General features: G+C 53.9%; 13 protein-coding genes. 3 read left to right on the forward strand and 10 right to left on the reverse strand.

Annotation, left to right across the window (positions count from 1 at the left end; translation table 11 throughout):
• Nucleotides 1-26 precede the first annotated feature (26 nt).
• Nucleotides 27-992, forward strand: coding sequence for a L,D-transpeptidase LdtC (gene ldtC, locus MUU51_RS05555; RefSeq protein WP_258967303.1), 966 nt, complete (start codon nucleotides 27-29; stop codon nucleotides 990-992).
• Nucleotides 993-1064: 72 nt separating this feature from the next.
• On the opposite strand, the gene bhsA is transcribed toward ldtC, so the two are convergent.
• A complete protein-coding gene (gene bhsA / locus MUU51_RS05560) occupies nucleotides 1065-1322 on the reverse strand; it encodes a multiple stress resistance protein BhsA (protein WP_110509754.1) in 258 nt (85 codons plus the stop codon).
• Nucleotides 1323-1568: 246 nt separating this feature from the next.
• On the opposite strand from bhsA, the gene MUU51_RS05565 reads away from it, so the two are divergent.
• Entirely contained in the window at nucleotides 1569-2207 is a 639-nt protein-coding gene (locus tag MUU51_RS05565; RefSeq protein WP_258967304.1) for a TetR/AcrR family transcriptional regulator, read from the forward strand.
• A gap of 69 nt (nucleotides 2208-2276) precedes the next feature.
• On the opposite strand, the gene MUU51_RS05570 is transcribed toward MUU51_RS05565, so the two are convergent.
• The 8 genes from MUU51_RS05570 to hinT all read right to left on the reverse strand — a co-directional run bounded on the left by MUU51_RS05570 (nucleotide 2277) and on the right by hinT (nucleotide 8371).
• Nucleotides 2277-2816, reverse strand: a complete 540-nt coding sequence (locus tag MUU51_RS05570) for a glycine zipper 2TM domain-containing protein (protein WP_159775218.1) — start codon at nucleotides 2814-2816, stop codon at nucleotides 2277-2279.
• Between the two features lie 200 nt (nucleotides 2817-3016).
• On the reverse strand, nucleotides 3017-4321 hold the full coding sequence (locus MUU51_RS05575; RefSeq protein ID WP_159775216.1) for an NAD(P)/FAD-dependent oxidoreductase: 1305 nt from the start codon (nucleotides 4319-4321) through the stop codon (nucleotides 3017-3019).
• Nucleotides 4322-4558: 237 nt separating this feature from the next.
• Nucleotides 4559-5101, reverse strand: coding sequence for an alpha/beta hydrolase YcfP (ycfP, locus tag MUU51_RS05580; RefSeq protein ID WP_110509758.1), 543 nt, complete (start codon nucleotides 5099-5101; stop codon nucleotides 4559-4561).
• Between the two features lie 36 nt (nucleotides 5102-5137).
• The gene (gene nagZ, locus MUU51_RS05585; RefSeq protein WP_258967305.1) at nucleotides 5138-6163 is read right to left on the reverse strand and encodes a beta-N-acetylhexosaminidase; all 1026 of its coding nucleotides are present in this window, start codon (nucleotides 6161-6163) and stop codon (nucleotides 5138-5140) included.
• 11 nt (nucleotides 6164-6174) lie between these two features.
• Entirely contained in the window at nucleotides 6175-6999 is an 825-nt protein-coding gene (gene thiK, locus MUU51_RS05590; protein ID WP_258967306.1) for a thiamine kinase, read from the reverse strand.
• On the reverse strand, nucleotides 6980-7621 hold the full coding sequence (lpoB, locus tag MUU51_RS05595) for a penicillin-binding protein activator LpoB (RefSeq protein WP_159775210.1): 642 nt from the start codon (nucleotides 7619-7621) through the stop codon (nucleotides 6980-6982). The genes thiK and lpoB overlap by 20 nt, the downstream gene beginning before the upstream one ends.
• Nucleotides 7622-7635: 14 nt before the next feature.
• Nucleotides 7636-8010: a YcfL family putative periplasmic lipoprotein gene (locus MUU51_RS05600; protein ID WP_159775208.1), complete on the reverse strand. Its 375-nt coding sequence runs from the start codon at nucleotides 8008-8010 to the stop codon at nucleotides 7636-7638.
• 4 nt (nucleotides 8011-8014) lie between these two features.
• Nucleotides 8015-8371 (reverse strand): purine nucleoside phosphoramidase, encoded by a 357-nt coding sequence (hinT, locus tag MUU51_RS05605; protein ID WP_159775206.1) that lies wholly within the window; start codon nucleotides 8369-8371, stop codon nucleotides 8015-8017.
• 323 nt (nucleotides 8372-8694) lie between these two features.
• Here hinT and fhuE point away from each other — a divergent pair, with 323 nt between their 5' ends.
• Complete coding sequence (fhuE, locus tag MUU51_RS05610; protein ID WP_258967307.1) at nucleotides 8695-10881, forward strand: ferric-rhodotorulic acid/ferric-coprogen receptor FhuE; 2187 nt, start codon at nucleotides 8695-8697, stop codon at nucleotides 10879-10881.
• 125 nt (nucleotides 10882-11006) lie between these two features.
• Here the strand turns inward: fhuE and ptsG are convergent, their stop codons facing one another.
• On the reverse strand, nucleotides 11007-12443 hold the full coding sequence (gene ptsG, locus MUU51_RS05615; protein WP_159775202.1) for a PTS glucose transporter subunit IIBC: 1437 nt from the start codon (nucleotides 12441-12443) through the stop codon (nucleotides 11007-11009).
• Between the last annotated feature and the right edge of the window lie 112 nt (nucleotides 12444-12555).

Here is a 12555-nt window from a genome sequence, read left to right on the forward strand (position 1 = left end):
TCAATCACCGTTATGGATGTGCTGTGATGATGATTCAATCGCGTTTCCTGCGCATACTGGCCCTGTTGTCAGTCGTCGTAACTCTTGCCGCGGCCCTTCCCGCGCGCGCTAACACCTGGCCCCTTCCCCCGTCTGGCAGCCGCCTGGTGGGCGAAAACCGCTATCACGTCGTCGAAGACAACGGCGGTTCACTTGAGGCTATTGCCAAAAAATATAACGTCGGATTTTTGGCCCTGTTACAGGCGAACCCTGGCGTCGATCCGTATGTTCCGCGTGCGAGTAGCGTGTTGACTATCCCACTGCAAACCCTGCTCCCGGATGCCCCGCGCCAGGGCATGGTGATTAACCTCGCCGAGCTGCGTCTTTACTACTACCCGCCGGGTAAAAACAGCGTCACCATTTACCCGATTGGCATTGGCCAACTGGGCGGCACGACGCTCACCCCGGAAATGGTCACCACGGTGTCCGATAAACGAGCCAATCCAACCTGGACGCCGACGGCCAATATTCGTGCGCGTTATAAAGCGATGGGGATAAGTTTACCTGCGGTCGTGCCTGCCGGGCCGGAGAACCCGATGGGACACCATGCGATCCGCCTTGCGGCGTACGGCGGTGTGTATCTGCTGCACGGCACGAATGCCGACTTCGGCATTGGGATGCGCGTGAGCTCTGGCTGTATTCGACTGCGCGATGGCGATATCGAAACCCTGTTCAAACAGGTTACGCCGGGCACGAAAGTAAACATTATCAATACGCCAATTAAAGCATCCGTGGAGCCTGGCGGCGTGCATCTGGTGGAAGTTCATCAGCCGCTGTCGACGCACATTGATGACGATCCTAAGGTGTTGCCGATAAGCCTGAACAGTACGATGACGACATTCAAAGATTCGCTGCAGACCGATGCGCAGGTGATGGAGCATGCGATGGAGGTACGTTCCGGGATGCCGGTGAACGTCACCCGGCATGACGAACCGCCGGTTCAGAATCTGTAATAAAAAAGACCGCGACAAACGTCGCGGTCTTTTTTTGGCAGTGGCATTGCCGAGGGCTAAATAAGGAGGGCCTTATTTATAAATTACCGCAGTCCCGTGGAGGGTGTTTGGACCGGTAACTGAGGTAATACGGAATGATTTAGCACCCATCGCGTCGGCTTTCTGCGCCAGCTGGTCTTCCAGAGAGCCCAGATTCGTGCCGGCATCAGCCGAAATCACACCCACTTTTTGTTGATCAACTGGGGTGGACTGCACTTCTACTGCAGCGAAGCTTGCGAATGACAGAGAACTCAGAACAGCGGCTACGGCCAGGGTTTTGATGCTTTTCATGATTTTTTTACCTATGCAGATGAATTGTCGCAGGTCGTTATTATTAACTTAACGATCGATAGGTAAAGAATAATGTGATCTTTATCACACGTCAAATTATTTTTATAACGATGATTATATTAATAATATATGCCTTATTTTTCATAATGATATGATTATTTTATTTTGTTCGACTGGGCGCTGGTTATGCAGCGTGTTTGTTTTTATAATGAAGGCTTAACACAACCACAGAGGTACAACGGCACCATGACAACTGAAGTCGCAAGTTGCGTAAAAAAAAGCCGTGGCCGACCAAAAGTGTTCAACAGGGAAGTGGCGCTTGATAAGGCCATGACACTCTTCTGGCAACACGGCTATGAAGCCACATCGCTCTCGGATCTCGTCGAAGCGACGGGAGCAAAAGCGCCTACGCTGTATGCAGAGTTTGTAAATAAAGAAGGCTTGTTCCGGGCCGTTCTGGACAGGTATATCTCGCGCTTTGCCGATAAGCACGAAGCCCAGTTATTCTGTGAAGAGAAATCTGTAGACGCTGCACTGTACGATTATTTCCGCGCGGTGGCGACCTGCTTTACCAGTAAAGACACACCTGCGGGCTGCTTTATGATAAACACGTCCGCGACGCTTGCTGCGTCTTCAAAAGAGATAGCGCATACCATTAAGTCGCGTCATGCGATGCAGGAAAAAACGCTGTGTGAGTTTCTGACTCAACGTCAGTCTCGCGGGGAAATCCCGGCCGATAAGTCCATTAGCGACCTGGCGCAATTCCTGAACTGTATTTTGCAAGGGATGTCGATCAGTGCCCGTGAAGGCGCCAGCCTTGATACGCTATTGCAGATTACCGACACCACTATGCGCCTGTGGCCACAGATGCTGAAAAGCAGCTGACAAATGTCATAAAAAAAGCCCTTCAGCCTGAGCGATTGAAGGGCTAATCAAAACGAACGAAACGCTTTTTTACGTTTTGTTATTCAGAACCAGCTGACCATTGTTATCGAGTGGGATCTGAGAGCCAGGATCTTTATCCATACGGATTTTCCCCTGCTGATCGCCAATTTTGTAGGTCACGTCGTAACCCAACATTTTGTCAGACTTGTCATATACCGTTTTGCAGCGTTGCTGCGTCGAGGTGTAGGTATCGTTATTCTGCATTGAGCCCTGGATTTGGTTCCCGGCGTAACCACCACCCAATGCACCCGCCACGGTAGCGACATCTTTCCCGCGACCACCACCAAACTGATGGCCAATTACCCCACCTGCTACCGCACCCAGCACAGAACCCGCTATGCGGTTCTCATCCTGGACCGGACGTCGATGCGTGACCGCAACGTTACGGCACTCCTGACGCGGCGTTTTCACGCTCTCTTTGATCGGGGTTGCAGAAATGACCTGCGCATACTGCGGGCCACGGTCGAATACGTTCAGACTAGCGACTGCCGCCACGCCCAGCGCAGCAGCTACGCCAATCCCTATACCCGCCAACATAGATTTATTCACGGGAGTTCCTCCTTTGTTGCTGTTGGTAACAATTTTGCTATCTGAAAGTAAATGCGGATATAAGAATTGGGATCAAAAAAAGAGGTTTTTCGGGGGGAAAGCGCGGGATTCGGAGAAGTCTGAACAAGCCCGATGGCGCTACGCTTATCGGGCCTACAGATGTAGGCCTGCAAGTGTAGCGCCGCCGGGCGCTTTAAAACTTAGTGCAGTTTCAGACGCGGGCGGATCACCCGGTTAATACTGCCGACCAGCATCATCAGCCCGGTTTTGAAATAACCGTGCAGTGCAATCTGGTGCATACGGTACAGCGAGATGTAAACGAAGCGCGCGATACGCCCTTCTACCATCATCGAGCCACGCATCAGGTTACCCATCAGGCTACCGACCGTGGAGTAGTTCGACAGAGAGACCAGTGAGCCGTGATCTTTATAGATGTACGACTTCAGCGGCTTGTCTTTGGTCTGCGCCAGAATGTTGTGCAGCGCCAGGCTTGCCATCTGATGCGCAGCCTGCGCACGCGGAGGCACAAAGCCGCCTTCCGGACGTGCGCAGGACGCGCAGTCACCGATGGCATAGATATCTGCATCACGAGTAGTCTGCAGCGTTGGCTCTACCACCAGCTGATTGATACGGTTGGTTTCAAGCCCGCCAATATCTTTCATGAAATCTGGCGCTTTGATGCCTGCCGCCCACACCATCAAGTCTGCATTGATATATTCGCCGTCTTTGGTATGCAGACCGCCTGCATCGGCGCTGGTGACCATCGTCTGGGTCAGAACACGCACGCCCATTTTGGTCAGCTCGCTGTGCGCGGCGCTGGAAATGCGCGGCGGCAGCGCAGGCAGAATACGTTCGCCCGCTTCCACCAGCGTGACGTTCAGCGCGTCGTTAGTCAGGCCTTTGTAGCCGTAGCTGTGCAGCTGTTTCACCGCGTTGTGCAGCTCTGCAGACAGCTCAACGCCGGTCGCTCCGCCGCCAACAATAGCGATGTTAACTTTACCGTTCGCGCCCAGGTTGCTGGAGTGCTTCAGGAATAGGTTCAGCATTTCCTGGTGGAAACGACGCGCCTGATGCGGGTTGTCGAGGAAAATGCAGTTTTCCTTCACGCCCGGGGTATTAAAATCATTGGAGGTACTGCCCAGCGCCATCACCAGCGTGTCGTACGGCAGCTTGCGCTCAGGCACCAGCAGCTCGCCCTTTTCGTCGCGCAACTCCGCCAGCGTCAGCGTTTTGGTCTCACGGTTAATGTCCACCACGGAACCGAGCTGGAACTGGAAATGATGGTTCCGCGCATGGGCCAGATAGCTCAATGCATCGACACCTTCATCTAGTGAACCGGTTGCTACTTCGTGCAGCAGCGGTTTCCACAAATGGCTGTGGTTTCTGTCCACCAGCGTAATTTTCGCTTTTTTGCCACGGCCAAGCTTTCTACCCAGTTGAGTAGCCAGCTCCAGCCCGCCGGCACCACCACCCACAATCACAATCTTTTTCAATGGCGTAGTCAACGTGACCCCCTAAATTATTAACCAATTGTTAATTAAAAGTTATGAAAATAGCCTTTAATTAACAACAAGTTAGATGCATTAAATCTGACAATAATGTGAAGAATATCACGCGAGGTGCATTGGTCATACCAAAATTGATATTAATCAAGTTTTCCCGCCCAAAAGTTGAGCAAGTGTAGTTGATGCGGGCGAGTTTGTAGGCCTGGCGAACGCGATGCCACCAGGCCCGGAGCGGGATTAGCCGAGGGTTTTGAACGCTTTGATGCGCTGCAGATGCGGGGAAATATTCTTGAATTTATGGGTCTGTACTTCGTCCCAGATTATTTCGTAGTAATGATGCAACTCTTCGGCTGTACGCTGGCTGTTCAGCGCCTCATCCTGACGAGAGAGGATAACCAGGCAGCGATCCCGGTTCTTCTCGCGGAAGTTGCTGACGCATTTCGTGCCAATGTCCGCATACTCTTCCGGGCGGTCAATCTTGCCGTCCATGTTCTCATGCGGGAACAGGTTCGGGTTGAAGATTACCTGGCGCATATCGCACAGGAAACCGATGCGTTCGGCCCAGTAACCACCAAGTCCTACGCCGCAAATTAGCGGGCGGTCGTCAGCGTTGAGCTGCAACATTTTGTCCACCTCTTTCAGCAAATGCTGCATGTCATGCTTCGGGTGAAGCGTGCTGTAGCTAATCAGGCGAACATCCGGGTCAATGAACTGCAGCTGCAGCACCTTCTCGTGATTTCCCGGGCTGTTTGAGTCGAAACCGTGCAAATAAATAATCATGACATCCTCACAACACTGCCAATCCCGTTCGGGAGGTTAAAGAGCGGCTTTATGGGCCTGCCAGCGCTCGTGCAGTTCATTTAGCTGCGCACTAACCGTCTTCCAGCGAGCGGAATCCCTCAGCTCCTGACGGGTAAATGAACCTTTATGATACAATTTTGTAACACGCTCTGCTTTGATCGGCGACAGGTTATCCAGCACGCTGACCGCGCCTTTACGATTATTGCAGACCAGGATCATATCGCAACCTGCGTCCAGTGATGCCTGACCGCGTTCCGCATAGCTCCCCATGATAGCCGCGCCTTCCATCGACAGATCGTCGGAGAAAATCACCCCATCAAACCCGAGTTCGCCACGCAGCACGGTTTTCAGCCAATGCGGTGAACCGCTGGCCGGACGTGGGTTGACGTCGCTGTAAATTACATGCGCAGGCATGATGGCATCGAGACGATTTTCGGTAATAAGCGTCTGGAATACCGCCATGTCTTTAGCGCGAATTTCGGCTTCTGAGCGCGGGTCCTGTGGCGTTTCTTTATGGGAATCAGCCGTTACCGCACCGTGCCCCGGGAAATGTTTACCGGTGGTTTTCATGCCAGCATCATGCATGCCGTCAATGAACTGGCGCGCCATCGCCAGCGCTTTATGTGGGTCGGCGTGGTAAGAACGTTCGCCAATCGCCGCGCTGATGTGGCCGACGTCGAGCACCGGGGCGAAGCTGATGTCGATATCCATCGCAATCATTTCTGAGGCCATCAGCCAGCCTGCAGCTTTCGCCAGCTCACCGCCCTGCTCCAGCCCTAGCAATTCTGCGAATGACTGCGCGGCCGGCAATTGCGTGAACCCTTCGCGGAAGCGCTGCACGCGTCCACCTTCCTGATCCACCGCGACGACGAGGTGATTTTTGGACGCACCGCGGATCTGGCGGACCAGCTCACGCAGCTGCGCCGGATCGTGGTAGTTCCGGGTGAACAGGATAAGCCCCCCCACCAGCGGATGCGCCAGAATGTCCCGCTCTTCAGCATCCAGCTCATACCCTTCAACGTCTAACATCACTGGGCCCACATTTTCCTCTCTTATCCTTTATGCGAAAACTGGCGCCAGCCTTCATCGGCAAGCGCAATAAATTGTTGGTCGCCGGTCTGCTGCCAGCGATATTCATACCAGGTGATCATGAGCATCTGGATCCACGACTGCCAGCGGTTAACCTGCTGCGCCAGACGTGCTTCATCAAGATGCGCAGCCTGCGCGTAGGCCGCGATAAGTTCCGAACGCTGCACCTGGTTTTGTGTCCACACCGCTGCCAGTTCAAGTGCGACATCGCCGTCAGCGGCATATTCCCAGTCAATCAGCCGAAGTCCCGCTGGCGTGTCGATGATGTTGCCCGCATGGACATCCATATGCAACGGTGCCAGTCGCAGAGGCTGCGGTTCGCCCTGCTGATGCAGGCGCTTCAGGGTACGTAGCCAGTGCGGCGTGCGACGTAACGGGCTGCTGAACTGCCAGTAGCGTTCAAGCAACGGCCACAGTGAAACCCGCCAGCCGAAGTTTTTTTGCTGGTGCAAATGATACAACAGCGCCGCGGTGACGTGGGAATTCGGGAGTGTGGGCACGCTCGCACCTTCGAGATATTCAACCGCCATCCAGCCAGGAAAATAGCCGAGTGGCTGTGGCGCAAGCGTCGCAGGCAGGGCGCGAAGCGCGCGAAATTGACGCCGGAAGTGAAAATCAGGGGCTGACGGATCGTGATGCTTGCGCAAAACGATGCAATGCCCCTGACGTTCGATAATGCAGCTTCCCCCGCTCAGCCCCACGGGAGTGGAGTGAGCCTGGGGTTGATAGCCGGGAAAATAGCGTGACAGACAGTCGTCACGCGAAAGATTACTGTTGCGCAACCGCACCTTTACCTGACCAGAGGATCTCGCCCGACTGGACCATCATCAGCTGCATGGAAAGCGTTGGCGTGTTGACGTTGCCGGTCGCGTTGGAATACAGCACGTAGGCCGCCCCAACGGTACGTGCCAGGCCCATCGCTTTATTGCGTGAACCCAGGCTGTCCTGTGGGGAAAGTCCCAGCTGCTGTTTAGCCACTGCAAGCTGTTGCGAGGAAACAAGAGTAAATTTGTTGTTCCCTTTCAGCGCATTACTAATCGCTGCGGTGGCTTCGGTGGTATTCAGCGAACCGTTGGTGCGGTTGTTGACGTTATCGACCATCAGCACGCTGCCTGCCGTTACGCCATCTGCCTGTAGCATTTTGCCCACCAGCGGTTGTGCGGCGCTGTTCCAGTCGTAATGACGTACGCGCGGCGCAGGTTGTTCTGGCTGTGCAGTGCTGTTATCAATCGGGCCAGGCTGCACCGGAATCGTTGGAACCACCGGCACGGTAGTCGGTGGTTGTGTCTGTGGCTGTTCTGGCGTTGGTTTGGCTTCTTCAACCGGGGCGGGCTTTTCACGTTGCGCCACACAACCGGACAGGAAGATAGCCACGGCTGCGATAAACGCATAGCGACTCAGTTTATTCATTACTTTTTTACCCCTCAAAGATAAAGATAAAGCCGGACTTTATGCGCACCCAGACTGTTTGCGCTGCCGTAAAGTTTGACCGAGGACTGTGCTGGAATGGTCACCTCACGCGGTGCTTCCAGCGGATGCATTTCCAGTCCTCTGGCGTCGTACCAGTAAAAACGATAGTGAACGGTGACAGGCGTGCTCCGCTCGTTATAGAGCTGTGACGACGCGGTCGCCTGGATTTCGGAGGTGGTGAGTTCAGGTTTGTCGGCGCTAATACCGGCGGCCAGAACATTGGCCTCCATGACCAGCGTTTGTTGTTCGCCCACCGGGATCTCCGGGTGCGACCCACAGCCCGCCAATAGCATCGCCGTCAGCAGAGCAGCAATTCGGCCACCTTTCATTTCATTATCCTTTATGCGCAAGCATTGGACCCAATGGACGGCCACCCAGCAGATGCATATGAATATGATAGACCTCTTGCCCGCCGTGGCGATTGCAGTTGACCATCAGGCGATAGCCGTCTTCAGCAATCCCTTCCGCTTCGGCAATTTTCGCCGCGACCGTGAACATGCGCCCTAACGCCAGCTCATGCTCAGCAGAAACCTCATTAACAGTGGGGACCAGAACGTTGGGAATAATCAAAATATGGGTCGGCGCCTGGGGAGAGATATCACGAAAAGCAGTCACCAGATCATCCTGAAAAACAATGTCCGCCGGAATTTCGCGACGAATAATTTTGCTGAAAATCGTTTCTTCTGCCATGGCGTGTTCCTTTTTATTGATTACCGTGCGGTATCGTTTATTCACCCCTGCATCCGGAAGTGCGATGCGGATAACAACGTAAGAGTATGAGCGACTTAGTTCCCCTCTTTCAACCCGATCCCTCGTTTTTCTTACTCATTCCTGGATTTAGCGCTGGATGCTTGAGCACTGCCGTTTAATCCCTCGCGACATTGCATTTTAAAACAAAGTTTCAGATGCCCACTTACATTTGTTTACAGCGATAATATGAATGCGTATATTTCGCATTTGCATTTCCATGCAATACCACTGCGCCTATAACAACAGACAACATAAGGGTTACGATGTCTTTCACTTTTGACACCAGGAATAAGCAGCACAGACTGCCCGCCTCGCCCTCACTTCTCGCGGCGTGTATCGCCTTCGCCTTATTACCTCACACCGTTCATGCCGCTGATGCGAACAATGAAGAAACAGTGGTGGTTGAAGGTGCAGCCGAGAGCACCACGGGCAATGCACCGGACCAGGATTACAGCGTAAAAACCACCACCACCGGGACCAGACTGCTGCTGGTTCCGCGCGATATTCCGCAGTCCGTCAGCGTGATTAGCCAGCAGCGCATGAAGGACCAGAACCTGCAAACCATAGGCCAGGTTCTGACCAATACCACCGGCGTGACGGCGCAAGTGCAGGACAGCGATCGCACCGTGTTTTATTCCCGCGGTTTCTTCGTCAGCAATTATGCCTATGACGATTTACCCACCTCTATTAGCGAAGTTTGGAACTTTGGCGACACCGCTACCGACACCGCCATTTATGACCGCATTGAAGTGGTTCGCGGCGCAACGGGCCTGATGAGCGGCACCGGTAATCCAGCAGCCTACGTTAATATGGTGCGTAAACACGCCGATAGCCGTGAATTCCAGGGCAACGCCAGCGTCAGTTACGGCAGCTGGGATAAGCAGCGCTATGTCCTCGACTTGCAGGCTCCGCTGATTGAATCCGGAAACGTTCGCGGTCGCGTCATTGCCGGTTATCAGGACAATGACTCGTGGATGGATAATTACCACTACCGTAAAAAATTCCTCTACGGCGTAGTGGATGCAGACATCACCGACAGCACCACCCTTTCACTCGGCTATGAATATCAGGAAAGCAATACCGCCGATCCAACCTGGGGCGGCCTGCCGACCTGGTACGCCGATGGCAGTAAAACACATTACGACCGCAGCGATACTGTCGCACCTGACTGGGCATATTCCGATAAAGACAGCACCAAAGTCTTCGCCAACTTCACGCAGCGCTTCGACAACGGCTGGGAAGCACACGTCAACGGTATGCATGCGGAAACTAATTTTGATACCAAACTGATGTACATGTCCGGCTATCCGGACAGAGACACCGGCGGCGGAATGGTCGGTTACGGCGGCTGGAACCGTGGCGAGCGCAAACAGGATGCGGTGGATGCGTTCCTGCGAGGCGATTTCGAACTGTTTGGTCGTCAGCATGAAATGATGGTTGGCGGTAGCCTGAGCCATCAGCGCAATCATTACGATAACTCAATGCCAGACGCTCTGTATGGGATGGTCGACATTGGCAATTTTAAAAACTGGAGCAGCAATATTGCCGATCCGCAGTGGACCGCCTGGAAGCTTTACAGTAAAGACGACATTAACCAGTCGTCAGCCTACACTTCTGCCCGCTTCTCGCTGGCCGACCCGCTGCACCTGATACTCGGGGCGCGTTACACCAACTACAACATCAAATACAACCCGGCAGGCGCGCCGGATACGCGTCTTGAAAGCACCAAAGATGACGTCACGCCTTACGCCGGACTGGTTTATGACATCAATGAAGATTGGTCCGCGTATGTCAGCTACACCAATATCTTCCAGCCGCAGGACAAGCGCGACGCCAACGGCCGTTATCTCGATCCGACCACCGGCAAAAGCTATGAAGCGGGCGTCAAAGCCGACTGGTTTAACACCCGTCTGACCACGTCGCTGGCGGTATTCCGTATCGAACAGGACCACGTGGCGAATAACACCTACACGTACCTGCCGAGCGGGGAATCCATTTACGAATCGTTGGATGGCGTGGTCAGTCAGGGCGTCGAGTTTGAACTTAACGGCGCGTTGACCGATAACTGGCAACTGACCTTCGGGGCCACGCGCTATGTGGCAGAAGATAAAGACGGGAATGCGATCAGCTCCGATCAACCGCGTACTACGCTGAAGCTGTTTACCCGTTACCAGTTGCCGATGCTGCCAGAACTCTCCGTGGGCGGTGGCATGAACTGGCAGAACAAAACCTGGGCTCACGTCAGCGGCGGTCCAGACGGTCGCGATTACGTTGACCAGGGCAGCTATGGCCTCGTAAATCTCTTCAGCCGTTATCAGATGACGAAGAACTTTGCCCTGCAGGCAAACGTCAATAACCTGTTCGACAAAGAGTATTACGACTACGTTGGGTCTTACCTCGTGTATGGTGCACCGCTGAACTTCTCAGTTTCCGCCAGCTACGATTTCTAAACCAGATGGCCCGGCGGCGCGTTGCTTGTCGGACCTACGCATAACCCCGTTGTAACCACGCCCCCGTGGATTAGACATAAAAAAAGGCAGCCATTCGGCTGCCTTAGTCTCTCCCCAATCGCTGATTAGCTGTTGCGGATGTATTCATCCATTTCGGTTTTCAGGTTATCGGACTTGGTGCCGAAAATAGCCTGAACGCCGGAACCTGCAACAACCACACCTGCCGCACCCAATTTCTTCAGGCCTGGCTGGTCAACTTTTGCCACATCGGCAACGCTGACGCGCAGACGAGTGATACAAGCGTCGAGGTTAGTGATGTTTTCTTTACCGCCGAAGGCTGCGATCAGGGCCGGAGCCATTTCGCCGCTAGCAACGCCAGCTTTAGCGTCTTCGGTAGCGTCTTCACGACCTGGGGTTTTCAGGTCCAGTGCTTTGATAAGCACACGGAAGATGGTGTAGTACACCGCCGCGTAGCACAGACCGATGACCGGGAACAACCACAGCTTGCTGCTGTTACCAGACAGAACGATGAAGTCGATCAGACCGTGCGAGAAGGACGTCCCGTCACGCATACCCAGCAGAATACAGATTGGGAATGCCAGACCCGCCAGAATGGCGTGAATGATGTACAGGATCGGCGCAACGAACATGAAGGAGAACTCAATCGGTTCGGTGATACCGGTCAGGAACGCAGTCAGCGCAGCGGAAATCATGATGCCGCCCACTTTTGCACGGTTCTCAGGTTTTGCTGAGTGCCAGATTGCGATAGCTGCAGCCGGCAGGCCGTACATTTTGAACAGGAAGCCACCAGACAGTTTGCCTGCAGTTGGGTCGCCTGCCATGTAACGTGGGATATCACCGTGGAACACCTGACCAGCAGCGTTGGTGTATTCACCAATCTGCATCTGGAAAGGAACGTTCCAGATGTGGTGCAGACCGAACGGTACCAGGCAGCGTTCAATGAAGCCGTAGATACCGAACGCGACTACCGGGTTCTGGTAGGCAGCCCACTGGGAGAAGTCCTGAATCGCAGTACCAATTGGCGGCCATACGAAGGACAGTACGACGCCGAGGATGATAGCTGCCATCCCGGAGATGATCGGCACAAAACGCTTGCCCGCAAAGAAGCCCAGGTATTCTGGCAGCTTGATGCGATAGAAGCGGTTGAACATGTAGGCAGCGATAGCGCCGGAGATGATACCGCCGAGAACACCGGTATCAGCCAGGTGTTTCGCCGCGATTTCGTCAGCAGGTAAGTGCAGTACCAGCGGTGCAACCACAGCCATGGTCTTGACCATGATGCCGTAGGCAACAACGGATGCCAGAGCAGAAACGCCATCGTTATTGGTGAAGCCGAGGGCAACACCGATTGCGAAGATAAGCGGCATGTTTGCAAAAACAGAACCGCCTGCCTCTGCCATAACATGAGAGACGACCGCTGGCAGCCAGCTGAAGTTAGCAGAACCGACGCCCAGCAGGATACCTGCGATTGGGAGTACGGATACTGGCAGCATCAGCGATTTACCGACCTTCTGCAGGTTAGCAAATGCATTCTTGAACATAATTGAGAGTGCTCCTGAGTATTTATGCTTTTTTTACGCTTTCACGCATTGGCGAGCGGGGAGAACCTCGCCGTGAACAGGACATCTAAGTGCCCTTTGTATTTATTACGCA

It is taken from the genome of Scandinavium manionii (assembly GCF_024764775.1).
Taxonomy (GTDB): Bacteria; Pseudomonadota; Gammaproteobacteria; order Enterobacterales; family Enterobacteriaceae; genus Scandinavium; species Scandinavium manionii.

Coding starts and splice junctions, on each gene's coding strand:
- bhsA (WP_110509754.1), bottom strand. CDS start 1,322: ATGAAAAGCATCAAAACCCTGGCCGTAGCCGCTGTTCTGAGTTCTCTG.
- MUU51_RS05565 (WP_258967304.1), top strand. CDS start 1,569: ATGACAACTGAAGTCGCAAGTTGCGTAAAAAAAAGCCGTGGCCGACCA.
- MUU51_RS05600 (WP_159775208.1), bottom strand. CDS start 8,010: ATGAAAGGTGGCCGAATTGCTGCTCTGCTGACGGCGATGCTATTGGCG.
- ptsG (WP_159775202.1), bottom strand. CDS start 12,443: ATGTTCAAGAATGCATTTGCTAACCTGCAGAAGGTCGGTAAATCGCTG.
- fhuE (WP_258967307.1), top strand. CDS start 8,695: ATGTCTTTCACTTTTGACACCAGGAATAAGCAGCACAGACTGCCCGCC.
- hinT (WP_159775206.1), bottom strand. CDS start 8,371: ATGGCAGAAGAAACGATTTTCAGCAAAATTATTCGTCGCGAAATTCCG.
- lpoB (WP_159775210.1), bottom strand. CDS start 7,621: ATGAATAAACTGAGTCGCTATGCGTTTATCGCAGCCGTGGCTATCTTC.
- ldtC (WP_258967303.1), top strand. CDS start 27: ATGATGATTCAATCGCGTTTCCTGCGCATACTGGCCCTGTTGTCAGTC.
- ycfP (WP_110509758.1), bottom strand. CDS start 5,101: ATGATTATTTATTTGCACGGTTTCGACTCAAACAGCCCGGGAAATCAC.